Source organism: Methylobacterium sp. CM6246, assembly GCF_054818005.1.
Genome location: NZ_JBTXKY010000001.1, coordinates 4106836 through 4131866, shown reverse-complemented (window position 1 = coordinate 4131866; position 25031 = coordinate 4106836). Strand labels below are relative to the sequence as shown.

28 protein-coding genes and 1 pseudogene are annotated in these 25031 nt (G+C 70.5%); 14 read left to right on the top strand and 15 right to left on the bottom strand.

Going from position 1 to position 25031, the window contains the following annotated elements; genetic code table 11:
- Positions 1–6: 6 nt before the first annotated feature.
- From rnhA to ACYQPG_RS20080, 4 genes are all read left to right on the top strand, one after another.
- On the top strand, positions 7–672 hold the full coding sequence (gene rnhA / locus ACYQPG_RS20095; RefSeq protein WP_419830049.1) for a ribonuclease HI: 666 nt from the start codon (positions 7–9) through the stop codon (positions 670–672).
- Positions 673–1368: 696 nt separating this feature from the next.
- Positions 1369–3543, top strand: a complete 2175-nt coding sequence (locus ACYQPG_RS20090) for a marine proteobacterial sortase target protein (protein WP_461231578.1) — start codon at positions 1369–1371, stop codon at positions 3541–3543.
- Positions 3543–4133 (top strand): class GN sortase, encoded by a 591-nt coding sequence (locus ACYQPG_RS20085; protein WP_419830047.1) that lies wholly within the window; start codon positions 3543–3545, stop codon positions 4131–4133. The genes ACYQPG_RS20090 and ACYQPG_RS20085 overlap by 1 nt, the downstream gene beginning before the upstream one ends.
- 92 nt (positions 4134–4225) lie before the next feature.
- On the top strand, positions 4226–4984 hold the full coding sequence (locus ACYQPG_RS20080; protein WP_147940035.1) for a helix-turn-helix domain-containing protein: 759 nt from the start codon (positions 4226–4228) through the stop codon (positions 4982–4984).
- A 110-nt stretch (positions 4985–5094) separates the two neighbouring features.
- Here ACYQPG_RS20080 and ACYQPG_RS20075 read toward each other — a convergent pair.
- A pseudogene (locus tag ACYQPG_RS20075) lies at positions 5095–5855 on the bottom strand (integrase core domain-containing protein).
- Between the two features lie 59 nt (positions 5856–5914).
- Between ACYQPG_RS20075 and ACYQPG_RS20070 the strand changes: the two are divergent.
- Positions 5915–6157, top strand: coding sequence for a hypothetical protein (locus ACYQPG_RS20070; protein ID WP_419828639.1), 243 nt, complete (start codon positions 5915–5917; stop codon positions 6155–6157).
- A gap of 15 nt (positions 6158–6172) precedes the next feature.
- On the opposite strand, the gene ACYQPG_RS20065 is transcribed toward ACYQPG_RS20070, so the two are convergent.
- From ACYQPG_RS20065 to ACYQPG_RS20050, 4 genes are all read right to left on the bottom strand, one after another.
- Complete coding sequence (locus ACYQPG_RS20065; protein WP_147908955.1) at positions 6173–8023, bottom strand: ABC transporter ATP-binding protein; 1851 nt, start codon at positions 8021–8023, stop codon at positions 6173–6175.
- Positions 8024–8109: 86 nt separating this feature from the next.
- Positions 8110–9042, bottom strand: coding sequence for an ABC transporter permease (locus ACYQPG_RS20060; protein ID WP_147940037.1), 933 nt, complete (start codon positions 9040–9042; stop codon positions 8110–8112).
- Positions 9008–9967: an ABC transporter permease gene (locus tag ACYQPG_RS20055; protein WP_147940038.1), complete on the bottom strand. Its 960-nt coding sequence runs from the start codon at positions 9965–9967 to the stop codon at positions 9008–9010. Before ACYQPG_RS20055 ends, ACYQPG_RS20060 begins: the two co-directional genes overlap by 35 nt.
- Positions 9968–9983: 16 nt before the next feature.
- The gene (locus ACYQPG_RS20050) at positions 9984–11774 is read right to left on the bottom strand and encodes a peptide ABC transporter substrate-binding protein (RefSeq protein ID WP_419828638.1); all 1791 of its coding nucleotides are present in this window, start codon (positions 11772–11774) and stop codon (positions 9984–9986) included.
- Between the two features lie 218 nt (positions 11775–11992).
- Between ACYQPG_RS20050 and ACYQPG_RS20045 the strand changes: the two genes are divergently transcribed.
- The 5 genes from ACYQPG_RS20045 to rpsI all read left to right on the top strand — a co-directional run bounded on the left by ACYQPG_RS20045 (position 11993) and on the right by rpsI (position 16704).
- Entirely contained in the window at positions 11993–13411 is a 1419-nt protein-coding gene (locus ACYQPG_RS20045) for a M20 family metallopeptidase (protein ID WP_461231577.1), read from the top strand.
- A gap of 163 nt (positions 13412–13574) precedes the next feature.
- Positions 13575–14891, top strand: coding sequence for a nucleotide sugar dehydrogenase (locus ACYQPG_RS20040; protein ID WP_147940041.1), 1317 nt, complete (start codon positions 13575–13577; stop codon positions 14889–14891).
- Positions 14892–14952: 61 nt separating this feature from the next.
- Positions 14953–15537: a CoA-binding protein gene (locus ACYQPG_RS20035; RefSeq protein ID WP_147940042.1), complete on the top strand. Its 585-nt coding sequence runs from the start codon at positions 14953–14955 to the stop codon at positions 15535–15537.
- A gap of 217 nt (positions 15538–15754) precedes the next feature.
- Positions 15755–16216 carry a 50S ribosomal protein L13 gene (gene rplM, locus ACYQPG_RS20030; RefSeq protein WP_147855873.1) on the top strand — a complete coding sequence of 154 codons (462 nt, stop codon included), beginning with the start codon at positions 15755–15757 and terminating at the stop codon, positions 16214–16216.
- 2 nt (positions 16217–16218) lie between these two features.
- Positions 16219–16704, top strand: a complete 486-nt coding sequence (gene rpsI, locus ACYQPG_RS20025; protein WP_147908961.1) for a 30S ribosomal protein S9 — start codon at positions 16219–16221, stop codon at positions 16702–16704.
- 286 nt (positions 16705–16990) lie between these two features.
- Here rpsI and ACYQPG_RS20020 read toward each other — a convergent pair whose 3' ends face one another.
- Positions 16991–17125 (bottom strand): hypothetical protein, encoded by a 135-nt coding sequence (locus ACYQPG_RS20020; protein WP_274533107.1) that lies wholly within the window; start codon positions 17123–17125, stop codon positions 16991–16993.
- Between ACYQPG_RS20020 and ACYQPG_RS20015 the strand changes: the two genes are divergently transcribed.
- Positions 17124–18371, top strand: coding sequence for a DUF3829 domain-containing protein (locus ACYQPG_RS20015; RefSeq protein WP_461231576.1), 1248 nt, complete (start codon positions 17124–17126; stop codon positions 18369–18371). The two genes, ACYQPG_RS20020 and ACYQPG_RS20015, sit on opposite strands and share 2 nt — an antisense overlap.
- A gap of 205 nt (positions 18372–18576) precedes the next feature.
- Here ACYQPG_RS20015 and ACYQPG_RS20010 read toward each other — a convergent pair whose 3' ends face one another.
- Positions 18577–18963 carry a hypothetical protein gene (locus ACYQPG_RS20010; protein ID WP_461231575.1) on the bottom strand — a complete coding sequence of 129 codons (387 nt, stop codon included), beginning with the start codon at positions 18961–18963 and terminating at the stop codon, positions 18577–18579.
- A gap of 202 nt (positions 18964–19165) precedes the next feature.
- Entirely contained in the window at positions 19166–19432 is a 267-nt protein-coding gene (locus ACYQPG_RS20005; RefSeq protein WP_147940045.1) for a hypothetical protein, read from the bottom strand.
- 144 nt (positions 19433–19576) lie between these two features.
- Here ACYQPG_RS20005 and ACYQPG_RS20000 point away from each other — a divergent pair, with 144 nt between their 5' ends.
- Entirely contained in the window at positions 19577–19975 is a 399-nt protein-coding gene (locus tag ACYQPG_RS20000; protein WP_147940046.1) for an ABC transporter ATP-binding protein, read from the top strand.
- Between the two features lie 14 nt (positions 19976–19989).
- Here ACYQPG_RS20000 and ACYQPG_RS19995 read toward each other — a convergent pair whose 3' ends face one another.
- The 7 genes from ACYQPG_RS19995 to ACYQPG_RS19965 all read right to left on the bottom strand — a co-directional run bounded on the left by ACYQPG_RS19995 (position 19990) and on the right by ACYQPG_RS19965 (position 24102).
- A complete protein-coding gene (locus ACYQPG_RS19995) occupies positions 19990–20346 on the bottom strand; it encodes a hypothetical protein (protein ID WP_147940047.1) in 357 nt (118 codons plus the stop codon).
- A gap of 80 nt (positions 20347–20426) precedes the next feature.
- The gene (locus ACYQPG_RS19990) at positions 20427–21119 is read right to left on the bottom strand and encodes a hypothetical protein (RefSeq protein ID WP_461231574.1); all 693 of its coding nucleotides are present in this window, start codon (positions 21117–21119) and stop codon (positions 20427–20429) included.
- Between the two features lie 11 nt (positions 21120–21130).
- Positions 21131–21784 (bottom strand): HD domain-containing protein, encoded by a 654-nt coding sequence (locus tag ACYQPG_RS19985; protein WP_147940049.1) that lies wholly within the window; start codon positions 21782–21784, stop codon positions 21131–21133.
- Between the two features lie 10 nt (positions 21785–21794).
- Positions 21795–22073, bottom strand: coding sequence for a hypothetical protein (locus tag ACYQPG_RS19980; protein ID WP_147908967.1), 279 nt, complete (start codon positions 22071–22073; stop codon positions 21795–21797).
- A 53-nt stretch (positions 22074–22126) separates the two neighbouring features.
- Positions 22127–22735, bottom strand: a complete 609-nt coding sequence (locus ACYQPG_RS19975) for a hypothetical protein (RefSeq protein WP_187193635.1) — start codon at positions 22733–22735, stop codon at positions 22127–22129.
- 2 nt (positions 22736–22737) lie between these two features.
- Positions 22738–23244, bottom strand: coding sequence for a hypothetical protein (locus ACYQPG_RS19970; RefSeq protein WP_461231573.1), 507 nt, complete (start codon positions 23242–23244; stop codon positions 22738–22740).
- Between the two features lie 414 nt (positions 23245–23658).
- Positions 23659–24102, bottom strand: a complete 444-nt coding sequence (locus ACYQPG_RS19965; protein ID WP_246692782.1) for a hypothetical protein — start codon at positions 24100–24102, stop codon at positions 23659–23661.
- 54 nt (positions 24103–24156) lie between these two features.
- Here ACYQPG_RS19965 and ACYQPG_RS19960 point away from each other — a divergent pair, with 54 nt between their 5' ends.
- Together ACYQPG_RS19960 and ACYQPG_RS19955 are read left to right on the top strand one after the other, a co-directional pair.
- Entirely contained in the window at positions 24157–24483 is a 327-nt protein-coding gene (locus ACYQPG_RS19960) for a hypothetical protein (RefSeq protein WP_147830646.1), read from the top strand.
- The gene (locus tag ACYQPG_RS19955) at positions 24470–24988 is read left to right on the top strand and encodes a hypothetical protein (protein ID WP_147940052.1); all 519 of its coding nucleotides are present in this window, start codon (positions 24470–24472) and stop codon (positions 24986–24988) included. The genes ACYQPG_RS19960 and ACYQPG_RS19955 overlap by 14 nt, the downstream gene beginning before the upstream one ends.
- The last annotated feature ends 43 nt before the right edge of the window (positions 24989–25031 follow it).

Sequence of the window (25031 nt, the reverse complement as noted above, 5' to 3'; positions counted from 1 at the left end):
GCTACGATGCGAACGATCGTTTATGCCGATGGCGGTTGCGACCCTAACCCCGGGCCAGGCGGTTGGGGGGTCGTCGTCGCCGCTCCGGACGGCACGGTCGAGCTGTGCGGCGGAGAGCCCGGCACAACGACCAACAACCGCATGGAGCTGACGGCGGCGATCAAGGGTCTGGAGCATTTCCCGGCCGGGGCCGCGATCGAGATGCGGTGCGACAGCCAGTACGTCGTCAAATCGGTGACCGAGTGGATGCGCGGTTGGAAGGCGAAGGGCTGGCGCACGACGACGGGTGACGTGAAGAACGTCGACCTCATGAAGCGCCTCGACGAACTGAACGCGGCGCGGGACGTCAAATGGACCTGGGTCCGGGGGCATGCCGGCGATCGTCTCAATGAGCGCGCAGACGCTCTCGTCCACCGGGGCCGTCGCGAAGCGAAGCTCGGCAAGCTCGAGTCGCGGAACAGTGCTGCGCCCATACCTGCCCCTGCGGCCGCACCAGCGTCGCCGAGCCAAGGCGCCGCCCTGCGCGTCGATCTGGCGCTCGGCCTCCAGGTCGCTCGGGCCGCGAAGGCGGCGGGTGTTACGCCCGACGCTCTGATCGACGATGCGATCCGGTTCTACCTCGAAATCGGACCGAGCGAGGTCGCCCGCCTGCGATCGAGCCGAGCAAAGTAGACGAGGCCGGTTGCGACGCCGATTGGTCGCCGGCTCGATCCCGACTTTATCACATGCGTCGGCCGCTCGGACACCAGAAGCTTTTTGGGCAAGTAGCGGCCAGTCGGCGAAGCTTCCATGAGGGGCTGCTGCATGTCGTGAGGGGGGGCCGCGACGTCCTCTTTCAGGCACCACCGCCCGAAGGAGGACCAGTGGACATCCACCCGTTTCGATCGCGGCTCTCATCAAGTGCCTGGAGCGGGCCTTCGGGCTTGCTGCAACGAGTCGGGTCGGGACACAGAAAACCCAGCAGGAGAGCGGCTGCTGCAGCTACGGCGAGCTACGGCGCTTCGGTCGCCGCGTAGCCCGTTCGTCGGCCGACTCGGGTCCCTTCGACCTCCCGAGGTTCAACCACTTGGCGGGGCCGCGAAGTGCCACAGAACGCCTTCGCGGGAATGGCCGTACCGCCCGGAGAAGATGAGCACGGCCGGCATTCGGCCAGGAGACCGTGATGTTGGCGCCGCGCAGCGTCTGGTCGGCAGCCGGCACCGCGGGGCGGACAGAGCCGCACCGGCCCCGCACAGATCCGTCCGGTCGCGGCGAGCGGGTGCGGCTCCAGCCCGGAAAAGAGCGAAGTTTCTGGTGGTGGCAGAGGGGCGGGCGCGGGAGCTTCAGCGGCGAGCCGGCCTCGATCAGCCGGCGCAGGAGACTTCCCCGATGCCGTTCTTCACTCCACGATCCGCAGCCGAGCCCAGGCACATCGCCACGCTGTCGCCGCTCTTCCTCGCGCTGCTGGCGCTCCTCGTCATGCTCGCCTCGGCTCAGGCGGCGCCCGGACCGCGCCGGGGCGGCCTGACGCTGCGCGGGTCGGCCGGCACCGCGCAGGTCGAGGCCGTCCAGCTTGCGACCGACATCGGCGTCGATGTCAGCGGCCCGACCGCCCGGACCGTCGTCACCCAAGCCTTCCGCAACACGAGTACGAACTGGGTCGAGGGCACCTACGTGTATCCCCTGCCGGAGGACGCCGCCGTGGATGGCATGAAGCTCGTCGTTGGCTCCCGCGTGATCGTCGCCGACATTCGCGAGCGGGCGGCGGCCAAGCGCGCCTACGAGGCCGCGCGGGCGGCGGGGCAGTCGGCAGCCCTGACCACCCAGGAGCGGCCCAACATCTTCACCAACGCGGTCGCCAATATCGGCCCCGGCGAGACGGTGCTTGTCCAGATCACCTATCAGCAGACGATCCCCGTCTCCGGCGAGACGCGGATGCTGCGCCTGCCCCTGGTGGTCGCGCCCCGCTACAATCCCACCCCTGCCTCGGTGGCGGCAGTCTCCCTCGACGCCGTGGTCGAGGCGGCCCGCGACCCGGTTCCGGATCGCGCCCGGATCAGCCCGCCGGTGCTCGACCCGTCGATCTCCCGATCGACCAACCCCGTCGCCGTCACGGTTCGGCTTCGGGCGGGTTTCGACGTCGGAGCCGTTCGCAGCGCGACCCACGCGATCAGCGTGACAGAGACCAGCCCGGAGGCCCGGACCATCACCCTGGCCAACGGCGTCGCGCCGGCCGACCGTGACCTCGAGCTGACCTGGGCGCCGGTCCCGGGCCGGATGCCCGGCCTCGGCCTGTTCCGCGAGACCGTCGCCGGCCGGACTTACCTGCTGGCCGCCGTGAACCCGCCCGCGATCGAGGCCGACACGGCCTCCCGGCCGGCGCGCGACGTCATATTCGTCATCGACAATTCCGGCTCGATGTCCGGCGCCTCGATGCGGCAGGCCAAGGCCGGGCTGCTGGCCGGCCTCGGGCGCCTGACTCCGCAGGACCGCTTCAACGTCATCCGCTTCGACGACACCTGGGACGCGCTGCATCCCGTACCCGTGCCGGCGACGCCGGATGCCCTGGCAGAGGCCGAACGCTTCGTCGCCGCCTTGGAGGCTCGCGGCGGCACCGAGATGCTGGCGCCACTCAAGGCCGCCCTGGCCGATCCCCATGCGGAGGACGGGCGCGTGCGCCAAGTCGTGTTCCTCACCGACGGAGCCGTCGGTGACGAGGAGCAGATCTTCGCGGCGATCCACGCGAATCTTGGGCGCTCGCGCCTGTTCATGGTCGGCATCGGCTCGGCGCCCAACGGCCACCTGATGCGCCACGCCGCCGGGATCGGACGCGGCAGCTTTACCGAGATCCGCGACCTCGCGCAGGTCGGCGAACGGACCCGCGCACTCTACGAGAAGCTTGAATCTCCCGCCGTCACCGACCTGACCGCGACCTTCTCGGTTCCGGGCGTCGAGGTCACGCCGGGTGCGCTGCCCGACCTGTACCGCGGCGAGCCTCTGGTCTTCGCCGCGCGGCTGCCGAGGACTGCCGAGGGGACCGTGACCGTCGCGGGCCGGGTGGGCGGCCGGACCTGGAGCCGGACGCTGCCGCTCGCCGAGGCGGACGCGGGCGCCGGCATCTCCAAGGTTTGGGCGCGCTCCCGGATCGGCGAGACCGAGACGACGCGCCTGACCGGGCGACTCGGCGCGGACGCGGCCGACGCCACCATCCTGGCCCTCGCCCTGGAGCACGGCCTGACGACGCGGCTGACTGCTCTCGTAGCCATCGACGCCACCCCGCGCCGGGCGCCGGGCACGCCCCTCGTCGCCGCCGACCTGCCGCTGAACCTGCCGGCGGGCTGGGACTTCGCCAGAGTGTTCGGCACGGACCGGCCCGACGACGCGCCAGCCGACGAAAAGGCGGCCCGAATCGTGCCGATCAGTGCCGATGGCGCGGCCGTTGACCTGCCGCAGACGGGGGCCGGTATCCTGGCGGAGCTTAGCCTGGGCCTTCTCCTCGCTCTCCTGGGCCTACTGCTGGGCGCCGGTCATCGGTCCGGCGGCCGGCGGACCGGGGAAATATGATGCGCCGTCATCTCGGACCCGGGCGGGGGAGGGCCCTCGCGACCCTCCTCACCCTTGCGGGCCTCGCGCTGACAGCGCAGGCCGCCTGGATACCCGTCAAGGCCATTCTGGCGCAGGTGCTGCTGGAGCGTGCCTTCGCCCGCAGCCTGGCCGGGCGGCAGCCCGCCAAGCCATGGCCCTGGGCCGACACCGAGCCGATCGCCCGGCTCACCGTCGCGGGCCGCAGCTTCGTGGTCCTGCGGGGCGGGAGCGGGCAGGCCCTGGCCTTCGGCCCCGGCCATCTGGACGGCACCCCGGAGGCCGGCGAACCCGGTACTGCGGTCTTCGCCGCGCACCGCGACACGCAGTTCGCGGGACTGGGGCAGATCGGCCCCGGCGATTCGGTCACGGTGACGGGCCGGGACGGCCGAACCTTGCGCTTCCGCGTCACCGGCACGCGGGTTGCGCGCTGGGACGCCTCGGGCATCGACCCACACGCCCCGGGACGGCATCTCGACCTCGTCACCTGCTGGCCCCTGGAGGCGCTGCAGGCCGGTCCGCTGCGGCTGATCGTCGAGACCGAGTTGGCGTCGGAGGCAGGGCGTTCCTGATGGGCCGGCGTGGCTGGCCAGCTTGGCCGCGCTTGCGCAAATGTGCGGTTTCATGCGGATCTGTACGGATCGAGCCTGCGCGAGCCTTGTCCGTGAACGAAGTTGAACTGTCCGCAGCGCAGAGCCGCGCCATCGCCCAGAATGTACGCGAGGCGCTGGCCCGCCGACGCATGTCTCGGCAGACGCTGGCCGATGAGGCCCGGATCAGCATCTCGACCCTGGAGAAAGCACTCGCCGGCCGCCGGCCGTTCACCCTGGCAACCACGATCCGGCTGGAGGAGGCGTTGGGCCAATCCCTGCGGCAGCCGGCGGAGCAGGCACCGGTTCCGGAACTGCCCCGTCACGCCCCCGACGAACTCGGGGCCTACGCGCGTCAGGGTGTGTCTTGGCTGGAGGGCTGTTACCTCACCCTACGCCCCTCGTTCGAGACGGCGGGAGTGATTTTCGCCTACCGAACCGAGATTGCCTGGGACACGGACAGCGCGCGCTTGGTATTCCGTGAGGCCGAGCGGATCGATGCGCCGTTCGCACAGTCCGGCAGTGTCGCCGTTCCCAGCCAATCAGGCATGGTATACTTAACGACCAACTGGCACGGGCAGCATCGTCTCGCGGTGCTAGGCCGTCCCAATATTCGAGGCGAGATGTACGGGATTCTCACCACGCTGCACGCGGGCCGCGGCATGCAGCTCACGCCCGCTGCTGCCCCGCTCGCCCTGCTCCCGGAGCGCGTTGCGGCTGAACTCCGTTACGGCCGCATCGCTCCGCATGAGGCGACTTACGCAGCCTATCGAGCGCATCTGGATCGTGTCCACGCGGACGGCTACGCCACTTTCTTCGTAAGCGTTTCCTAGCTGGAACGGCACCAGCCTAATTCACGTACCCGATCGCTTCCAACGGGGTGATCCAACATGAACGTTACTGCATCGCCGATCTGGAGTTGACCCCGTTTGTGGTTCACGACCTATGGGAGCTCTCGGGCGGTGACGGCTTTGTTGGCGAAAGCTCGGGGCACAAAGCCATCCGGGGCTGTGTGGGGTCGATCTTCGGTGTCGTGGTACCTCCATTCCTCGACGCGCTCGCGAGCATCCGCCAACGACAGGAACCACGAGACGTTCAGGCACTCCGCCGGTAGACGGCCGTTGACCGACGCGATGTCGGCGTTGTCGGTCGGTCTGCCTGGTCGGGAGAAGTCGAACTCGACCCCGTTGAAGTAGGTCCACCGGTCAAGCATGCGGCCGGCAGAATTGGGGTGTGCAGCCGCCGGTAGGCATAGAGCACGTGCGCTACGGCCAACTCCTTCAGCCGCATCCGCAGCGCGACCTGAGGGTCGGATCGCTTCCTTTAGCGCTGCGACAGACGACAGGCGACCGACGCCGGTGGCCTGGCAGGCCCGACGCTCGACTCGAGCCTCGGGCCACCTTGCAGGTGACCGGCGACTTCACGGCGAGCGCAGGGCCTTACCGCTGTCGCGTCAGGACATCCTGCAACATCGAGCGGTCCAGCGTCAGGTCGGCCACCAACCTCTTGAGCTTGCCGTTCTCGTCTTCCAGCTGCTTGAGCCGCCGGATCTCCGGCAACCCAGGCCGACGAACTGTTTCTTTCACTGGTGGAACGTAGGCTCGGACCACCCCCCTTCCGGCAGACCTCGTCCACCGTCTCACCGTTCTGCGCCTGCCGCAGGGCAAAGGCGCCCCGTTCGTTCGTGAAGCGCTTGCGGGGCATGGCATCCCCCGTCCGGGGTTCGGGATGCCCGAAAAACTCGCGCTCAGCCGTGGATCAGTTTGCTGGGTCAGGGTCCCGACAACCAGCTAGCCCAGGCTCTACCGAACGCGGCGTATCGTCGTGGGGGCCGGCGCACAATCCGCCTCAAGCTCAAGCCCGGGAGCCTCCACTTCTCCTGGGGCTCCCGCTCGCTGCACACCGACGAAGCGTGTGATGCCGACGCGATCCGCGCCATCGTGCTGCTGCACTACGCCGATCCGCACGCTGACAGCCGGATCAAGCAGGTGCTCCGCTGGCGATGACTCCGCAGTCGCCCGTCACGCCGCTGCCATGCGCGTCGTGGCGCCCTCCCAGTCGGCGCCCCAATCCTGCACCACGTGGCCTGGGGAGACCTCACGGTACAGCCGCTCCGGCGGCGCGTAGTCCGGTGCCCGGATCGGGCTGCGGATCTCGTCGTCCGGCAGCGCGTGACGGTCCCGGCGGCGGGCAGGGTCGGGGACCGGGACGGCGGCCAGCAGCTTCTTCGTATAAGGGTGCTGGGGGTCGCCGAACACGGCCGCGCGGGGGCCGATCTCCACGATCTCGCCGAGATACATCACGGCGACCCGGTGACTCACCCGCTCGACCACTGCCATGTCGTGGGAGATGAAGAGATAGGCGAGCCCCATCTCGGCCTGCAGGTCGAGCATCAGGTTGACCACCTGTGCCTTCACCGAGACGTCGAGCGCCGAGACCGCCTCGTCGGCCACGATCAGGCGGGGGCGCAAGGCCAGCGCCCGGGCGATGCAGATCCGCTGGCGCTGGCCGCCGGAGAACTCGTGCGGGAAGCGCCCCGCGGCCTCGGCCGGCAGCCCGACCCGGGTCAGCAGCGCTTCCGCCCGCGCGCGCGCCTCGCGACCCGTGGCTAGGCGGTTGATCAGCAGGGGCTCGGCCACCGCGGCGCCGACGCTCATGCGCGGGTCGAGACTGGCGAACGGGTCCTGGAAGATCATCTGCATCCGCTGGCGCCGCAGGCGCAGGGCCTTGGGGTCGAGGGCGGCGACGTCCTCGCCGTCGAGCAGGACCGAGCCGGAGAGCGGCTCGACCAGTCGCAGGATCGAACGGCCGGTGGTGGACTTGCCGCAGCCGGATTCCCCGACCAGCGCCAGAGTCTCGCCGGCCGCCAAGCTGAACGAGACCCGCTCGACCGCGTGGACGCGCCCGGTCACCCGGCCGAACAGGCCGCCGCGCATCTCGAACCGGGTGGTCAGGTCGCGCACCTCCAGGATCGGGCGCTCGGCCGCCTTGACGGTGTCGGGGGTTTCGGGCGTCGGCTCGGCGACGCCGGTGGCGCGGTCGATCACGGGGAAGCGCATCGGCCGGGCCCGCCCCGCCATGGCGCCGAGCCGCGGCACGGCCGCCAGCAAGGCCCGGGTGTAAGGATCCTCGGGCGCGGCGAAGATCCGGGCGGTGGGGCCGGCCTCCACGGCGCGGCCACGATACATCACCACCGTGCGGTCGGCGATCTCGGCGACCACGCCCATGTCGTGGGTGATGAACAGGACCGACATGCCCTCCTCGTCCTGGAGGCTCTTGATCAGGTCGAGGATCTGGGCCTGGATCGTCACGTCGAGCGCCGTGGTCGGCTCGTCGGCGATCAGGAGCTTGGGCCGGCAGGCCAGCGCCATGGCGATCATCACCCGCTGGCGCATGCCGCCGGAGAACAGGTGCGGGTATTGATGGATCCGCGACCGGGCGCCCGGGATCCGGACCTTGTCGAGCAGCCGGACCACCTCGGCCTCGGCGCCGGCCCGCGACAGGCCCCGGTGCCGGATCAGCGCCTCGGCGATCTGGAAGCCGACGGTTAGGACCGGGTTCAGGGAGGTCATCGGCTCCTGGAAGATCATGGCGATGGCATCGCCCCGGACCTGGCGCATCTCGGCCTCGGAGGCGGTGAGCAGTTCCCGGCCCTCGAACCGCACGCTGCCGCCGACGCGGCTGGCGTCCCGGGCGAGCAGCCGCATGATCGACATCGCGCTCACACTCTTGCCGGAGCCGGATTCGCCCACCAGCGCCACGGTCTCCCGGGGGCCGATATCGAATGAGACGCCATGCACCACCTCGCGCCACTGCCCGTCGGAGCGAAAGGCGGCGGTGAGGTCGCGCACCGAGAGGATCGGATCCGTCACGGGCTCAGCTCCTTGACCAGTCCTGGTTTCAAAAGGTCCGGGACCTTTCGCGGGTGCAGGGCGGAGCCCTACGGCGGAGGTGCCCGTTAGAAAACCCGGCGCGGGTCGAGGGCGTCGCGCAGGCCGTCGCCGATGAAGTTGATCGCCAGCACGGTCAGGAAGATCGCGCCGCCGGGGAACAGCGCCCAGTGCGGGGCGACGTCGAGATGGTCCTTGGCGTCGAACAGCAGCCTGCCCCAGGTCGGGATGTCCGGGGGGAAGCCGAGGCCCAGGAACGAGAGCGTCGATTCCGCGATGATCGCCGCCGAGACCTCGATGGAGGCGGCCACGATCACCGGCCCCAGGGCGTTGGGCAGGATGTGGCGGCGGACGAGGTGTCCGGTGGTGGCGCCCTGCGAGCGGGCCGCCTCGACGAACTCCTTCTCGCGCAGCGTGAGGAACTGCGCCCGCACCAGCCGGGCGACCGGCATCCAGCGCAGGCCGCCGATCACCGCGACGATCATGAGAAAGACGCCGCCCTGGACCCCGAACACGGCCTTCAGGCTGTCGCGGAACAAGTAGATCACCAAGAGCAGCAGCGGCAGCTGCGGCAGCGACAGGAACAGGTCGGTCAACCACATCAGCGCCGGATCGAGCAGGCGGCGCGACATGCCGGCCAGCGCCCCGACCACGACCCCGATCAGGCTTGCCACCGCCATGGCGGCGAAGCCGACCGCGAGCGAGATCCGGCCGCCGTAGATCATCCGGGCGAGCAGGTCCTGGCCAAGGTCGTCGGTGCCGAACGGGTGCGCCCAGGACGGCCCCTGGAGCTGAGCCGAGAAGTCGATGTCGTCGATGGCCAGCGGCCAGACGAGGCCGCCGAACAACACCCCGCCGACCAGCACCGCCAGCACGGCGACGCTGGCCAGCGCCAGCCGGTGCCGGCGGAAGCGCCGCCAGGTCTCCCGCCCAGGCGAGGCCGGGGAGCGGGCCAGGGGGGACGCCTCAACGGAGGGCGATGCGAGGGTCGAGCCAGCCATAGAGCAGGTCCGCGACGAGGTTGAACAGGACGACGAGGCCCGCGAACACGAAGGTCACGGCCATCACCACCGGGGTGTCGTTGGCCAGCATCGCGTCGATCAGCAGGGAGCCTATGCCGGGGATCCGGAAGATCTGCTCGGTGACGATGGCGCCGCCGAACACCGCCGGGATCTGGAGGGCGACGAGGGTCACCACCGGGATCAGGGCGTTGCGGGCGACGTGCCGGCGGGTGACGGTGCCCTCGGTCAGCCCCTTGGCCCGGGCCGTGGTGACGTAGTCGAGGCGGGCGACGTCCAGCGCCGAGGCGCGCACGTAGCGTGTGTAGGAGGCGGCCTGGAAGAAGCCCAGCACCGCCACCGGCATGATCGCCTGCCGCACGCTCTCCCAGGCCCAGGCCAGCCCCGTGCCGGGCAGGTCGGCTTGGTAGACGAAAGGTAGCCAGCCGAGCTTGATCGAGAACAGCAGGATGAACAACAGGCCGGTGAAGAAGGTCGGCAGCGAGAAGCCCACGAAGGCCAGGGTGTTGGCGACCTGGTCGGCCAGCGAGTAGGGCCGGCGGGCGGCGTAGAGCCCGACCGGCACCGCCACCAGCAGAGCCAGGACCTGCGAGGACCCGACCACGAACAGCGTGGTCGGCAGCCGCTGCAGGATCAACGTGTCGACGTTCACCCGACTGGCGAAGGAGAAGCCCCAGTCGCCGTGCAGCATCGCCCAGAGCCAGCGCAGGTAGCGGGTGAAGATCGGGTCATCGAGCCCGAACTTGAGCCGCAGGGCCGCGCGGACCTCCGGGGGCACGTTCGGGTTGGCGGCGAGCTCGCCGAACGGGTCTCCCGGGGCAAGGGCCAGGACGACGAACAGGATCAGGCTGATCCCGAGCAGGCTCGGGATCGCGATCAGGAGCCTGCGCAGGATGTAGGCGCCCATGGCGCGCGGCTCCCGCTCAGGCCTCCCGGCTCCATTCGGGCAGGAACGCCAAGTCGTTGTCCCAGCCGCTGCGCGGGGCCACCAGCTTGGCGGCGGCCCCCGAGACCTCCGCCCGATGGATCAGCGGCAGAATGTTCTCCGAGACCGCGAGGTCGTTGGCCTTGATCAGCAGGGCGGCGCGCTTGACCGGGTCGAGTTCGGCCTGGGCGTCCCTGTAGGCGGCGTCGTAATCCGCGTTGCGCCAGCGCGCGATGTTGCGGCCCTGCCACTTGTTGTCCTTGGTGGCGGCCTCCCACGAGACGTACTGGAGCAGCCAGGTCGAGGGATCGGCCTGGGTCATGCTGATCGCGTACATCTCCATGTCCGCGTAGAAATGCGGGAACGTGTCCGGGTTGGCGGTGTCGGAGGAGAAGAACACCGAGCCGGTGACCGATTTCAGCTCGATCTCGATCCCGGCCTTGGCCGCCGCCTGCTTGATGATCGCCTGGGTCTTCTGGCGCGGGGCGTTGATCGAGGTCTGGAACAGCAGCTTCAGGCGCTTGCCGTCCTTGGCCCGCACGCCGTCCGAGCCTCTCGCCCAGCCGGCCTCGTCGAGGAGCGCGTTGGCCTTGGCCGGGTCGAAGGCGAAGCGGGTGTTCTTGGAGACGAAGCGCTCCGGGCCGTTGACCGAGTTGGCCGTGGCCCGGCCGGTCCGGCCGTAGATGTAGTCCTGGATCGACTTGCGGTCGACCAGCAGGTTCATCGCGTGGCAGACCTTCGGGTCCGAGAAGGCGGGGTGCTTGGTCTTGAGCGAGGAGCGTTCGCCGTCGACCTCGATGTTCGGGTCGGTGGTGTTGAGCAGCAGGAACTCGAGCTTGCCGCCGTAGACGACGTCGACCCGGCCCTTGCCGCCGGTCTCCAGGCGCTTGAGCACCTCGTCCTCGACGAGCAGGTTCCAGGCGTAGTCGTACTCGCCGGTCTGGAGCACCGCGCGGGCTGCCGAGACCGCGTCGCCGCCGCCCTTCATCTCGATGGTGTCGAAGTAGGGCCGGTTGGGCAGGTGGTAGTTCGGGTTGCGCTCGCCCCGGACGATGTCGCCGGGCCGGAACTCGAGGAACCGGTACGGCCCGGTGCCCACGGGGGCGAGGTTCTGCGGCGCATCTCGGGACTTGGCCCCGGTATAGGCGGCGAACAGATGCTTGGGGATCACCATGCCGACGGTACCCACGAAGGCATCGCTCCAGTACGGCGTCGGCTTGTCGAACAGGATCCGGACGCTGAGGTCGTCGACCTTCTCGACCGTGCAATCCTTGTAGGAGCCGATCGTCACCGCCGCGGTGGCGGGGTCGCGGGCATAGGCCCAGGTGAACACGAGGTCGTCGGCGGTGAGCGGCTTGCCGTCGTGCCACGTCACGCCCGGCTTGATCTTCCAGACCACCGAGCGGCCGTCGGCGGCCAGCCCGCCATTCTCCTTGGACGGGATCTCGGCGGCCAGCACCGGCACGAGGTTGCCGTCCGCGTCCCAGGCGGCGAGCGGCTCGTAGAAGATCCGCGAGGCCTCCTGGTCCTTCGTGCCGATGGCGAAATGCGGGTTGATCAGGGTCGGCGCCTGCCACCAGAGCAAGCGCAGCGCACCGCCGCCGCCAGCCTTCGCCGCCTTGTAGCCGCCCCGGATGTCGGCGGCCATCGCCACCCCGTTGCCTGCCAGCATCAGCCCCGCCATCGGCGCGGAAAGGCCGACGGCCAGCATCCGCTGCACGAAGCCGCGCCGCGACAAGCGGCCGACCTTCACCTGCCCGATGAGCCCGCGCAGATCCCGCTCGTCCATGCACCTATCCCTGATTGCCGCCGCGACCCGCATAGCATCCTTCTGGGTGCGGCTTTGGCAAGGCCCTTGGCAAGGGGCGCGCCAGTTACGCTTGGGGCGAAACGTCGTCGCCGGGGCTCGGCAGCCTGGCCCCGGGCCTGCATGACGGGGCCCGACACGCAGGCCGCCGCACCCGCTATGGATGCGCATCAACGCGAGACACGCTCGGAGACGACGAGATGGACAACCGCAACACCGTGTGGCGCCACGTCGATACGCAGAAGGCGCGGCTGATCGCCCTGTCCGAACGCGTGTGGGGCATGCCGGAGGTCTGCTACACGGAAGAGCGCTCCTGCGCCGAGCACGCGGCGGAGCTGCGCCATCAAGGCTTCCGCGTCACCGAGCAGGTCGCCGGCATCCCCACCGCCGTGATGGGCGAGGCGGGAGAGGGCGGTCCGGTCATCGCCTTCCTGGGCGAGTACGACGCGCTACCAGGACTGTCGCAGGAGGCGGGGATCGCCGAGCACCGGCCCGTGGAGCAGGGTGGCCACGGCCATGGCTGCGGCCACAACCTGCTCGGGGCGGCGGCGTTGCTGGCCGCGACCGCCGTGAAGGACTGGCTCGCCGAGACCGGCACCCCCGGCCGCGTGCGCTATTACGGCTGCCCGGCCGAGGAGGGCGGGGCCGCCAAGGCGTTCATGGTCCGCGAGGGCGCCTTCGCGGATGCCGACATCGCGATCTCCTGGCACCCCGGCAGCTTCTGGGAGGTGGCGCCCCCGGTGGCGCTCGCCAACACCCGGGCGGATTTCATCTTCACCGGCCGGACCGCCCACGCGGCGGCCGCGCCGCATCTCGGCCGCTCGGCGCTGGACGCGGTGGAGCTGATGAGCGTCGGCGTGAACTACATGCGCGAGCACATGCCCTCCGACGCAAGGGTGCACTACGCCTATCTCGACGCCGGAGGCATCGCCCCCAACGTCGTCCAGGCGAGCGCCCGGGTGCGGTACTCGATCCGAGCGCGGGACCTCCCGGGCATGCTCGCCCTGGTCGAGCGGGTGAAGAAGGTGGCCGAGGGCGCCGCCCTGATGACCGAGACCGGCGTCGAGGTGCGGATCGTCAGCGCGGTGTCGAACCTCCTGGGCAACGACCCGCTGGAGCGGGCGCTCCACGGCGTCATGGAGGACCTCGGCCCCCCGCATTTCGACGAGGCCGACCGGGCCTTCGCCGGCGCGATCCGGGGGACGCTCAGCGACGGCGACATCGATGCCGTGTTCCGCGCCATCGGGCTGCCCCGTACGGAGGCACCGCTCGCCGATTTCCTGGTCCCGCGCGACGCTCCGCGCAACCCGGCGGTGGGCTCCACCGATGTCGGCGACGTGAGCTGGGTGGTGCCGACCGTGCAGGCCCACGCGCCCACGGTGGCGATCGGAACCCCGTTCCACACCTGGCAGGTGGTCGCCCAGGGCCGCAGCCCGGCCGCCCACAAGGCGATGGTTCAGGTCGCCAAGGCGATGGCCGCCACCGGCGCCCTGGCGCTCACCGATCCGGCCCTTCGCGAGGCCGCCAAGGCCGACCTCGCACGCCGGGTCGGCGCCGCCGGCTACGTCTCGCCGCTGCCGCCGGAGGTGGTGCCGCCGCTGCGGATGTCGGTGGGGTGAAGGCGGCGGCAGGCCACGCGCGCCTTTCCCTCCCCGTGGGGTGGGGAGGGAGCGCGACTGCCGTGAAGGCGATGCACCGTCGCTGGCCCAACCCCGCATACCGAAACCCGCCCGGAACAGGTATGACCCGATCCGGGCGGCACGCGCCCCGCACGGCATCACGATGGACGTCACTCCCTCCGAAGAAACATGCGTGGCCATCGTCGGCCTGGGCTATGTCGGGCTGCCGCTCGCCCTGGCGTTCGGGCAGGGCCTGCGCACGATCGGCTACGAGCGCGCGACCGCCAAGGTCGCGGCCTACCGGGACGGGATCGACCCGGCCGGCGAGATCGAGCCGGGGGCATTCCGGGCAGCCCAGTACCTGTCGATCACCGACGACCCGGCCGCCCTGTCGAGGGCCGACGTGATCATCGTCACGGTGCCGACGCCGGTCGACGACGCCCAGAGCCCGGATTTCAGCCTGCTCACCGAGGCCTCCGCGCTGGTCGGGCGGCACATGCGGCCCGGGGCGACCGTGGTGTTCGAATCCACGGTCTATCCGGGCGCCACCGAGGAGGTCTGCGTGCCCGTGCTGGAGCGGCATTCCGGCCTGCGCTGGAAAACTGATTTCTGGGTCGGCTACTCGCCGGAGCGGATCAATCCCGGCGACCGGGAGCACAGCCTCGCCAAGGTCGTGAAAATCGTGGCCGGCGACACGCCCGAAACCCTGGACCGGCTCACCGCGCTCTACGGGACGATCATCGAGGCCGGGATCCACGCGACCTCGTCGATCCGGGTCGCGGAGGCCGCCAAGGTGATCGAGAACACCCAGCGCGACCTGAACATCGCGCTGATGAACGAGCTGTCGCAGATCTTCGACAAGCTCGACCTCGACACCCTGGAGGTGCTGCGGGCCGCCGGCACCAAGTGGAATTTTCTGCCGTTCCGCCCGGGGCTGGTCGGTGGCCACTGCATCGGGGTCGATCCCTATTACCTGACCCACAAGGCCGCGATGGTCGGCCACCATCCGCAGGTGATCCTGGCCGGGCGTCGCATCAACGACAGCATGGCGGCCCATGTCGCCCGCAAGACCGTCAAGCTGATCGTCCGGCAGGGGGCCCGCAATGGCGGCGGTGCCCGGGGCGCCAAGGTCATCGTGCTGGGTTTGACCTTCAAGGAGAATTGCTCGGACCTGCGCAACTCCAAGGTGGCCGACCTGGTCCGGGAGCTGGCGGAGTTCGGCTGCGCCGTCTCGGTCCACGATCCCCGCGCGCGCAAGGACGAGGCCAGGGCCGCGTACGGCATCGACCTGATCGACTGGGCCGATCTGCCCGACCAGGCCGACGCCGTCGTGGTGGCGGTGCCGCACCGGGACTATGCCGAGCGCCCCCCAGAGGAGATCGCCGCCCGGCTCAAGGCCGGGGGCCTGATCGTGGACGTGAAGGCGCTCTACGACCCGGCCGCGTTCCGGGCGCTGGGGCACGAAGTCTGGCGGTTATAGAGAGATGTGAACCCGCACGGCCGCCGGCCCTGCGATGATGCGGCGGGAGCGGATCCGCGACATGCAAGAGACCAGCGTCACCGAGGAGCCGGGGTCGGATTTCGCCGGCCGGCACACGCGCTATCCAGAGGCGCAGATCCGCAGGATCCTGAACGACACGCGCACGATCGCGCTGGTCGGCGCCTCCGCGAACCCGGCCCGCCCGAGCTGGATCGTGCTGAAATACCTGCTCGACCGGGGCTATGCGGTCATCCCGGTCAATCCCGGGCTCGCCGGGCAGGAGCTGCTCGGGCGGCGGGTGGCGGCCGCGCTCGCCGAGATCCGTGAGCCGATCGACATGGTCGAGATCTTCCGCAACTCTGCCGCCGCCGGCCCGCTGGTGGACGAGGCGCTCGCCCTCGACCCGCCGCCGAAGGTGATCTGGATGCAGCTCGGCGTGCGCGACGACGCCGCCGCCGCCCGGGCCGAGGCCCGCGGCCTCGCGGTGATCATGAACCGCTGCCCGAAGATCGAGTACGGCCGGCTCTCGGGGGAGATCGGCTGGACCGGGGTGAACTCCCGCATCATCACCGCGAAGAAACCGGTTCTGGCGGGCCGGGGCGTCCAGAGGCTCACCATCGCCGAGCGGGGCAAACGCCCGGAGTGAGGGACGCGGTATCATGATACCGCTAAGGCGAAGTCATTCCAGCGAAAAGCGTTTTCGGGATTTCGATTTTGTCGGTTGACGGAGCGGGCATCCCCGGCTATCCACCGGCCGTCGCCGCCGCGTGCTCCCCACGCGGCGGCTCGTTTTTCGGCACCCCGAGGCTGTCCGCGTCCCGATCCGTCGGGGTTCCGGCGCATCGGAACCCTGGGATCTCACCATGAAGACCACCTCGCTAAAGCCCGCCGAGGTCGACAAGAAGTGGATCGTGATCGACGCGGAGGGCCTCGTCGTCGGCCGCCTCGCCTCGATCGTCGCGATGCGCCTGCGCGGCAAGCACAAGGCCGCCTACACGCCCCACGTCGATTGCGGTGACCACGTGATTGTCGTCAACGCGGACAAGGTGAAGTTCACCGGCCGCAAGTACGTCCAGAAGCGCTACTACTACCACACCGGCTACCCGGGCGGGATCAAGGACCGCACGGCCAAGTTCATCCTCGAAGGGCGCTTCCCCGAACGCGTGGTCGAGAAGGCCGTCGAGCGCATGCTGCCCCGCGGCCCGCTCTTCCGGCAGATCCTCGGCAACCTCCGCGTCTACAAGGGCGCCGAGCACCCGCACGTGGCCCAGCAGCCGCAGGCGCTCGACGTCGGCGCCCTCAACCGCAAGAACGTGAGCGCTTGATCATGGCGACCCTCCAGTCCCTCGCCGACCTCAACCGGGCGAACACCGGCGCGGTGGATCCCGCCAACGAGGCGCCGGTCCACGTCCAGAAGCTGGACACCCAGGGCCGCGCCTACGCCACCGGCAAGCGCAAGGACGCGGTCGCCCGCGTCTGGATCAAGCCGGGCAACGGCACGGTCACGATCAACAAGCGTCCGGTCGAGGTCTACTTCGCCCGTCCGGTGCTGCGCATGATCCTGCGCCAGCCGCTGGAGATCGCCGGCCGCGTCGACCAGTACGACATCAACGTCACGGTCGCCGGCGGCGGCCTCTCGGGCCAGGCCGGCGCTGTGCGCCACGGCCTCTCGAAGGCGCTGACCTACTACGAGCCGGAGCTGCGCGCCCCGCTCAAGCGCGAAGGCTTCCTCACCCGCGACGCCCGCGTCGTCGAGCGCAAGAAGTACGGCCGCAAGAAGGCCCGCCGCAGCTTCCAGTTCTCGAAGCGCTAATCCGCGGTCTCATCGACGGTTTGGAAGAGGGCGGTTCCTGCGGGAGCCGCCCTTTTTCGTGTTTGGACGCAGCGCAGGAAACCGGAATCTGACCGCGATCGGATTGGCTGTCGCGATGTCCGAGTTGGGTGGATTGCGGTCTGTCCGCTGATTGGCGGCAGATCGACAAAGCGGTCATCCAGCATTGCCGATCTACCCCGGGATGAAGAACCCCGGCGGAGACCAGCCAGGCCCACGTAATTATGAGGAAAGGCATCGCCGAGGAGGGTTCGGACCATCTTCTCGGCTACAATCCCGACTTGATCGATGCAACGAGGTCCATGTCGCCATCCGCAATCCCTAGCGTCGTCGTTCCATGACCAAGCGCTTCAACTTCGAGGACCAGAATGCGCAGCACAGCCTCCACGAGAAAGCTCGGCATGTCTCACCGTTCGGCCTGTGCGCTGGCCCTCCTGTCGGGGATCTCGGCCACACCCGTGGTGGCGGTCACGCCGGTGACACCGGTGGGCGTCGAGAGCTGCGACGCCTTCCTGGAAGCCTATGCCCAATGCGCGGCCAGCCCCGGCGTACCGGAAGCCGCTCGCCCCGGCATCCGCCAGGGCATCAACACGATGCGCGAGAGCTTCCGCGACTCGGTCCTGCGCAACGAGGCGGCGCGTCCGACCGTGGCCTATCAGTGCGCCCAGGCTCATGAGGCCGTGCGCAAAAGCTTGGTCGACGCATTCAAATGCGATTTTCCCGCCGCACCCGCGGCCTCACAGGCCCTGTTGCAGAGCCCGCCGCCACCGCCGGGCTCGCCTCGGGCGACCGCCCGCCCGGCGCCGACGCCCGAGGCTCAGGCGCTGGCAAAGGCCAATGCTTACACCGAGGCCCAGAACCACCTCGTCCGGTCGCATCCCCTGGAGCAGCAGTTGGCCGACTACCGGCGCGACAACGAGCGGGTGCTCAAGCTCGGAACGAAGTTCGGCGCCAACGCCTGGTACCACTTCGGCATCGTGGATTTCGATGGGGTCATCGACGAGTTGGAGAAGGCCGTTGCCTTGCCGGGCGTCGTGCCAGAGGTGGATGCTCAGGCCTCCCGGCTGCTGGCAGCCCTGCGTGAGGTCAATCCCATCCTGAAGGCGCTCACGCGCTATCAGACCACACGCGAGTTCAAAGAGGATGGCTTCAAGTTCGCCCGCGAGCAGCACGCGATCCTCGTTCCCAGAGTCGACGCGGCCGCCAAGGCGATGGACGCGTATGGCACGGCCCTGTTCGAGCGCGAGATCGCCCGGGATGAGCTCCGCCTGGCGGCGCTGCCGGAGGATGCGCCGGCACGGCGCCTCCTCTCCACCAGCCTCACCCTGCGCCGCGCAGTCCGGCGGTTCGAGGCACTGGGACCGAAGGCGGATGTCGCTCCCTTCCTGACCGCACTCGGCGAGGTCTCGAACGCCAACCGCCACCTCGGCACGGTTCTCGACGGCATGAGCCCGAAGGCGAACTCATCCTGCACCGTCTACACCGACACGGTTGCAAGCGTGATTGGGCATGGCCGGGACGTCGCCCGGGACATTCGCGCCAAGAGTGATCCGAGCCAACCGGCGCAACGCTTCAACGAGACCTACAACCGCTCGGTACGCGATCTAGAATCTTGCCATAAGAATGAGAGTCGGGTGCGTCCAGGCTGAGGTCAGCCGAAGATCGCTGAAGACAGGACTGATGTCTCCTTCAAGGTAAACGCTCGTCCTTACGCCTCCGTAAGTCTGCGGGGAGACGAGCAGGTTGACGTCAAGGAGCGTACGTTCCACGGGTAGCACCGGCGTCTATTAATGAGGACGGACGGAGAGCGGTCGCTAAACCTTTGCGCGGGATCGCGATCGCGTCGTCCGCTCCTCATCGGGGCCAGTCGAAGTAGCGCCGGGCGGCGCCTCGGCCTTCCGCCAACGGCCTCGTCAGCCGGCCGCGCCGGTCGATCAACCCCCATCGGCCCCCGACCATGGCGGATGGCTCGCGCCCGTCCGAGCGGCAGCCCTGGCAAACCAGGGCCTCGCCGCGGGCGTTGAACGGGAACGACCAGTCGAAATTCGTGGCCAGCACCCGGCGCAGGCGCCGATCGTGAAACGCGACCTTGCCGGCGTGACGAGCGCGCACCAACCCCTGCGCGAAGGGATCCGGCCCGTTGTCGAGGGGGAACACCGGCAGCGCCAGCCCGTCGCGGCGCGCCCAGAGCGAGCCGACTCCATCGACGACGATCTCCGTCACCCCACCCCGGAACGGCATGCGCGCGAGGCGGACGGGGTCGATGCGGACGAAGTCCCCCGCGCGGCGGGCGCAGTGCTCCGTGCGGGCGAAATCCGCGTGGACGTCACGGCAGGCCAGTGGGTAGGCGCCCCGGCGCGCGCCTGCACGGCCTGCGGCGCGAGGCCGGCCGCAAGCCCCAGGAGGGCGAGCGCACCGAGCACTCTTCCCCGTGCCCTCAGGCTCACCTGAGGCCCCAGCGCCCGAGCGGGCCGGGCGCGCCCGCGGCGTCGTCCACGAACACGCGCCAGCCGCTGCCGTAGGCGACCTCGCAAACATCCCAGACGAGGCCGGTGTCCGTCCGGGTCGGCACGGCCGTGCCGGTGGTGGCTGTGCCTGTTCCCGCCGCGGCGCACGCCGCGATCGCCGCCGCCTGCTCGGGCTTGAGGCGGCCCGTCGCGGGGGCAGGTCTGGCGGATCGGGAGAACAAGCGGTCCAGGATCGCCAGCACGGTTCGGGCTCCTTGCATCGGCGAACGAGCATGGGCGTCCGGCCCCGGGATGTCACCCGCCCCGGTGCCGGTTGCGGGGCGGCCGCCCGTCAGCCACACCTCCCGGACCGGATCAGGCGGAAGAACCGCATGTCAGGAACCTAGATGTCCTTGAAGCTCGACCACTCCTCCGTGGAGGAACTAGACTTGGCCCTGCGCCTGTATCGGCGCCTGCTGGTCCGCCTGCTCCTGATCCTCGTCCTGGGCTTTGCCGGGGTGATCGGCTTGGCCAAGCTCAGCACGATCCTGTCGCCGCCCTACGGCGTCTACTTCCTCGGGCAGGGCCTGGTGACCTGGGGGCTACTCGGCCTCCTCGCCCTGCTCTTCGCGGAATTCTGGTGGGAGGGCCGCCAGATCGGCAAGGCCCTCAACCATCCCGGCCTGCTGGATGCCCCCATCGCGGGGCTGCTGGGCGGCCTCGCCGTGATCGGTGAGCGAGCCGCCGCCATCGGGATGGAGCCCAGCTTCTTTCACGGCCCCCTGCGGCCGATCCGCCGGCGCTGACGGGTCCGTGGCGCTCAGCGCGCCGGCCCCTTGCGCGCGACCAGACTGTCGCGGTGGACCGCGAGGCTCGCTCCCGCGCTCGCGAGGGTGACGGCGCAGCCGAGGGCGGGCAGCGTCCAGTCCTCCGCCCGCCACAGGGCCGCCGCGAGACACGCGCCGGCGCCGAGGCAGGCCAGGGCCAAGGTGGAGCGCCAGTTCCGCACCGCGCGCGGCTCGAACCGCACCAGGCCGTTCACCCACCAGACCAGGGGGAGCATCGACAGCCAGTAGAGGGGTTGGGCACGGGTGGGGCCGTGTGGTCCGGGCACGAGGCAGCCGATGACCGAGATGGTGGCGGCGACGCCCGCTACGAGGGCGAGCCCGGCCGCCACGTTCGAGGGATGGTCCTGGCGCAGGCGCTACCGGTAGGCCGGGTAGCGTCGGATCATAGAGCCTCCTCCCGGGCCGGCGCCTACCGCTTCCAGGCCGCGAGGCGCGCCAGGACGTAGGCCGGCACGCGGTCGGCCACGTCGAGGTTCTCTGGGCGCAGGGAGAAATCGTAGGTCAGGCCATCGCGGTGGACGAGGTAGGTGCAGGTGGAGACCTCGCGCCCGTCCGAGGTGTCCGAGGCGAGGCAGCTGTGCGGCGTCTGGTCGGCCGGCCGTGCCGCTTGCTGGGACGGGAGGCGGTAGAAGCGCCGGTGGTCGACGCCTTCGGAATAGACGAGGCGCTCGCCGCCGTACGGGTCGGGCCGCCACGGTGCGCCCTCGGCCAGCCGCGCGTCGAAAGTGCCCCATTGCCGGGCGTGGCGGAATGCGAAGTGGCGACCGTCCGGGTCGCCCACGACGTGGACCACGAGGTCGGTGGCGAACGGGCCGGCATGGTCGTGGCTGAGGGGGCTGTAGCCGGCGAGGCCCGCCGCGACCTCGGTGGCGGGCAGCATCAGCCAGAGCGCGTCCGCCGGCTCCCGGCCGAGCCCCGGGAGCGCGTCGAGCCAGGGTAGGCGGAAGTTTCGGGAAAACTCGTAGGCGTGCGGCACGGCGTACGCGGTCCCGATGAGGCGGTACCGCGTGGTGCCGAACTGGCCCTCTGCCGCAAAGGCCGCGAGCACGAGGGGCAGGCCGAGGAGCGCAACGAGGAGCGCCACGCGTCGCGAGGGACGCATGCGGGACGTCCCTATTCCGGGGGGCCGGCACGGAGCCCGGCCGCTTCCGCCGCAACGTTGGCGCGGGCGGCGGCCTCCAAGCGGTCGTGGAAGAGGTCAGTCTGGTAGAGGCGCGGCCGGGCGAGGAAACGGTCGAGGACCTGGGCGCGCCCGAGCCGCCAAACCGCCTCGGGAACGGCCGCGTATTCCCGGCGGATCGCCGCCGCGTAGGCCGCGTAGACGGCGCGCGGCGCACCGAGCACGGCGAGATCGAGATCGAGGAGGAGCCGGGTCGCCGGTTCCGCGCTCGGGCCGTGTGCCGCCGTCGCGTGGATCATCGCGATCGCGGCACGGACGTGCGCATCCCCGGACGCCGGCCCCGCCTCGGCACGCAGCAGGTCGGCGCTGCGGGTTTCGTTGTCGTCACGAGCGGTGTCGTAGACGGCGTCGTGGAAGGCGATGGCGAGATCGATGGCGTCGCCGTCGAGGCCGGCGAAATCGGGATGCGCCCGCACGGAATCGTGCCCCGCGAGCAGCGCCGCGACGTGGGGCCAGCCGTGATAGTGCCGGTCCGCCGCGCCGTAGCCCGCGTCGAGGGCCCGCCACGCCGCCGCGCCGGGCGTGCCGACGGTACGCGCCCACAGGGCGTCGAACCGCGCGCGAAGGGAGGCGTCCCTGACTTCCATCGCACCGGCCTCAGTTCACGCGGTGGCAGGTCGAGGTGGTCTCGGATGCCCCGCGCATCCCACCCGCCGGCCGCACCTCGCAGACCACGTACTTGCCGCCCCGCTCGAGGGTGAAACTCGGACCGGAGGCGGAGACGATGCGGTGGCCGCCGTTGAGGAGCGCGCTCATGGGCTCCTCCACCGGCACCCAGGTCGTGGCCGGGCGCGGCGGCGCGGCCGGGGCCTGGGCGACGGCCGGGCCGGTCACGAGGATCAGCGGGAGGAGGGTGTGGGACAGCGTTCGGCGCATGGGACATCCTGTGGTCGGGGGCGGGCCTTCGGCCCGTTCGAGCGGCGAGGGGGTCAGGGAGTCACCACGGCGAGGTCAGCCGCCGGCAGCCAGCCGATGACCGGGGCCTTCTCCCCCCGGTAGCGCACGCGCACCCAGGCGCCCCGCCGCTCCAGCACCGCGACGGGATCGAGCCGGACGAGGTAGGGCGCTCGGGCCGGAGCCGGGCCGGGTTCCGGCCGGAAGGCCGTGCGCTCGGCCGTCACGAGGCCGACGCCGATCCATCCGGACGGGGTCGCTGCCGCACGCCGCGAGAGCGCGTAGGGGGTCCCCACCATGGTTCCCGTGGTCATCGAACAACCGCCGTGATCCTCCACGAGGGTCAGGGCGGCGCCGTCGGGGGTAAAGGCGAGGTCCCCCGGGATGCGCTCCGGCTCGTCGGGAAACCACGTCTCGACCTTGGCCCGGTCGCCCGCGAGGGTGCCGCGCAGGAGGAAGACGCAGGCGAATTGCGGGCTACCGGCATCGACCGCCCCCCGCTGCTCGGCGAAGACCCCCGCCACCGCATCGCCGGAGATCGCCAGCGTCAGGCTGTCGTAGGTGCCGGACCGGGCGGCCGGCTCACCCGCCGCCGCGCCGCAGGCGGCGAGCAGGGCGGCGAGGCTCAGGGCGGTGCCACGCACCGTCAGAGGCCCTTCTCCAGCAGCTTCACCACGGCCTCGACCCGGTCCTTCGAGTCGGCGACGTTGGTGAACGGCCGCCAGTTCACGTCGAGGACCCCGCCGTCGAACGTGAGGCGCTTGGCGTAGTTCGAGGCCGGCGCGGTGTTCTCGTCGAAGCGGACGCGGATGGTCTTGAGCTTCGCGGCCAGGGCGTCGCGGCCCATTTTGTCCTTGGCCACCTCCTTCAGCCCAACGGCCAGGGGCTCGAAGATCGTCTTCTCGAAATAGTCCGGGTCGGAATAGTACTTGGCGTCGCCCGGGAGCGTGAGGTCGTCCCACGCCACCTCCACCGGCACGGCGAAGCCCGCCGCCTCCTGGATCGCCTTCTCCTGCGCGCTGTAGCGGTCCTGGCGGTAGGCCGCGATCGCCCGGCGCTCGGCGAGGCCGATGGTCGGCTCGGCCATGGCCGAGGGGGCGGACAGGACCGACAGGGCGAGCGCAGCGGCGAGGGCGTGACGGCGAGAGATCATACGGCGGTTCCTCGGTAGGACGGCCCCGGATGCGGGCTTGGCGTGACGGTTCAATGACGGGGCGGGCACGCTGTCAAAGTGAGACCCGCCCTCACGGGAAGATCGCTTTCACGGTGTCGGGGCGCAGCGCACCGGGCCGCCGGCCTCGACGGTGGGTGGGGCGGTCCCCGTTAGTTGTACGGGAAACGAGACGATGCTGGGCGTGTCCTTCGGGGCCTTTCCGGCCCGATAACTCCCGGCGCAGGCCTTCACGGGCGCCGGCAGCGCCGCGACGGCGGGTGGAAGCGGCCCGTCGCGGGCGATCCGCGCCCAGCACGCGGCGCCGTGCTTCGGGATCGAGCAGGCCCCCTGCACACCGCGCTGGAACCCGAGCCGCAGGGTCCCGTCCGCAACCGCGAAGGTGTCGATGCCGGCCTAGGCGGTCGTGTCCCGGATCAGGGTGCGGCCCGTGCCCGCGTCGAGCACCGCGAACGGGACGGTGCCGTTGGTGCTCGCCTGCTCGAAGACGAGGAACCCGCCCGTGCGGCCGAGGAAGCGCTGGCCGGCGGTCGCCAGGATGCGCGCACCCGGCCCCGGCGCGGTGGCGCAGGCGGGGGCGGCGCCGTTCGCGAGGGGCACGAGGGTCGCGTCCTCGGGGTCCGGCGTGTCGGCGTCGCTCTCGCGCACCATGAGATCGCGGTAGGTGGTGCAGGTGATCTGCTTGCCCTCCCCCGACATCTTGCCCTCTCCAGACGTCGCGGTCTCGGTCTTCGCGGGCGACTCGAACCGCGCCGCCTCCCATCCCGCCGCCACTGACGGGGCGGGGAGGCACGCTGCGAGGAGCGCGAAGCGGGCGGCGGGGAGAAGGCTGCGTCTCATGCGGGTTCCCTGTATACGGCGTGGGACGCCCGAAGAAAGGCAGGATGGAGAGCCATGCGGACCGTTCTCTCCAAGGTAGCCAAGCGTTCTGCCGGGCCGCTCGCAACGCTTCTCGCCGCGCCGCTCCTCGGGCCGCTCGCCGTCCGGGCCGAGCCCGCTCTGCCGGGCGACGTGACGGCGTACGTGACGCGGCTGCGGGACTGCAACCACTGGGGCGGGGAGGATGCCACGGACGCGGCGCGCGGCCGGGCCATCGCGGCGGCCGTGAAGCGCCTGCGCTGCGACGACGCCGAGGCGGACGAGCGGACCCTGCGACGGCGCTACCGGGGCGACCCCGCCGTCCCGAAGGCCCTCGACCGGGCGCGCGATGCGGACAGCTGAGCGGGGGCCCGACGCCGGCGATCCGGTCCGCCGACGCGTCTTGCGGCTGCTGCACGTTCCGCTCCTCGGATTGCTGCTGGCGCTCGGCCTCGCCCCGGTCTTCCTGCTGTTTCCCCTCCTGCCCGCCGAACCCGGAACCGATCCGACCTTGCGGCCCGTCGAACTCTGGCTCGGCACGGCCCTCGTCGGCGGCCTCGTCGGCACCTTGGAGGGCGCGTCGCGGTCCCTCTACCGGGCGGCCGGCCTCGTCCTCGCCGTCGGCCTGCTCTCGATCCCGGTCCTGCGCGTCTTCCTCTGGACCGACCTTCCGGTCCCGCACGGGCTCGCGCGCTGGCTCGGCCTCGATGGGGAAGCCGCCCTCGACGCCCACCTGTACGAGATCTGGCTCGCAGCGTGGTTTTCGGCCTGGGTTTTGGCTTGGGTTTTGGCTTGGCTCGGCCTCGTGCTCCTGGGCCGGCACCTCCCGGCGCGACGCGCCCGCATCGACCGTGCGGCCGTTCGATGACGGCGCCGTTCGAGGATTCTGGTCGGGGATTCTCGGCGATGAT

What these genes read in the sequence shown, in the direction of transcription:
- ACYQPG_RS20035 (WP_147940042.1), top strand. Translation starts at nt 14,953, where the DNA reads ATGCAAGAGACCAGCGTCACCGAGGAGCCGGGGTCGGATTTCGCCGGC.
- ACYQPG_RS20085 (WP_419830047.1), top strand. Translation starts at nt 3,543, where the DNA reads ATGCGCCGTCATCTCGGACCCGGGCGGGGGAGGGCCCTCGCGACCCTC.
- rnhA (WP_419830049.1), top strand. Translation starts at nt 7, where the DNA reads ATGCGAACGATCGTTTATGCCGATGGCGGTTGCGACCCTAACCCCGGG.
- ACYQPG_RS20000 (WP_147940046.1), top strand. Translation starts at nt 19,577, where the DNA reads ATGTCCTTGAAGCTCGACCACTCCTCCGTGGAGGAACTAGACTTGGCC.
- ACYQPG_RS19955 (WP_147940052.1), top strand. Translation starts at nt 24,470, where the DNA reads ATGCGGACAGCTGAGCGGGGGCCCGACGCCGGCGATCCGGTCCGCCGA.
- ACYQPG_RS20040 (WP_147940041.1), top strand. Translation starts at nt 13,575, where the DNA reads ATGGACGTCACTCCCTCCGAAGAAACATGCGTGGCCATCGTCGGCCTG.
- ACYQPG_RS20020 (WP_274533107.1), bottom strand. Translation starts at nt 17,125, where the DNA reads ATGCCGAGCTTTCTCGTGGAGGCTGTGCTGCGCATTCTGGTCCTCGAA.
- ACYQPG_RS20060 (WP_147940037.1), bottom strand. Translation starts at nt 9,042, where the DNA reads ATGGCTGGCTCGACCCTCGCATCGCCCTCCGTTGAGGCGTCCCCCCTG.
- ACYQPG_RS19960 (WP_147830646.1), top strand. Translation starts at nt 24,157, where the DNA reads ATGCGGACCGTTCTCTCCAAGGTAGCCAAGCGTTCTGCCGGGCCGCTC.
- ACYQPG_RS20045 (WP_461231577.1), top strand. Translation starts at nt 11,993, where the DNA reads ATGGACAACCGCAACACCGTGTGGCGCCACGTCGATACGCAGAAGGCG.
- ACYQPG_RS20015 (WP_461231576.1), top strand. Translation starts at nt 17,124, where the DNA reads ATGTCTCACCGTTCGGCCTGTGCGCTGGCCCTCCTGTCGGGGATCTCG.
- rpsI (WP_147908961.1), top strand. Translation starts at nt 16,219, where the DNA reads ATGGCGACCCTCCAGTCCCTCGCCGACCTCAACCGGGCGAACACCGGC.
- ACYQPG_RS20010 (WP_461231575.1), bottom strand. Translation starts at nt 18,963, where the DNA reads ATGCCGTTCCGGGGTGGGGTGACGGAGATCGTCGTCGATGGAGTCGGC.
- ACYQPG_RS19970 (WP_461231573.1), bottom strand. Translation starts at nt 23,244, where the DNA reads ATGATCTCTCGCCGTCACGCCCTCGCCGCTGCGCTCGCCCTGTCGGTC.
- ACYQPG_RS19980 (WP_147908967.1), bottom strand. Translation starts at nt 22,073, where the DNA reads ATGCGCCGAACGCTGTCCCACACCCTCCTCCCGCTGATCCTCGTGACC.
- ACYQPG_RS19965 (WP_246692782.1), bottom strand. Translation starts at nt 24,102, where the DNA reads ATGAGACGCAGCCTTCTCCCCGCCGCCCGCTTCGCGCTCCTCGCAGCG.
- ACYQPG_RS19990 (WP_461231574.1), bottom strand. Translation starts at nt 21,119, where the DNA reads ATGCGTCCCTCGCGACGCGTGGCGCTCCTCGTTGCGCTCCTCGGCCTG.
- ACYQPG_RS20090 (WP_461231578.1), top strand. Translation starts at nt 1,369, where the DNA reads ATGCCGTTCTTCACTCCACGATCCGCAGCCGAGCCCAGGCACATCGCC.
- ACYQPG_RS20055 (WP_147940038.1), bottom strand. Translation starts at nt 9,967, where the DNA reads ATGGGCGCCTACATCCTGCGCAGGCTCCTGATCGCGATCCCGAGCCTG.
- rplM (WP_147855873.1), top strand. Translation starts at nt 15,755, where the DNA reads ATGAAGACCACCTCGCTAAAGCCCGCCGAGGTCGACAAGAAGTGGATC.
- ACYQPG_RS19985 (WP_147940049.1), bottom strand. Translation starts at nt 21,784, where the DNA reads ATGGAAGTCAGGGACGCCTCCCTTCGCGCGCGGTTCGACGCCCTGTGG.
- ACYQPG_RS20050 (WP_419828638.1), bottom strand. Translation starts at nt 11,774, where the DNA reads ATGGACGAGCGGGATCTGCGCGGGCTCATCGGGCAGGTGAAGGTCGGC.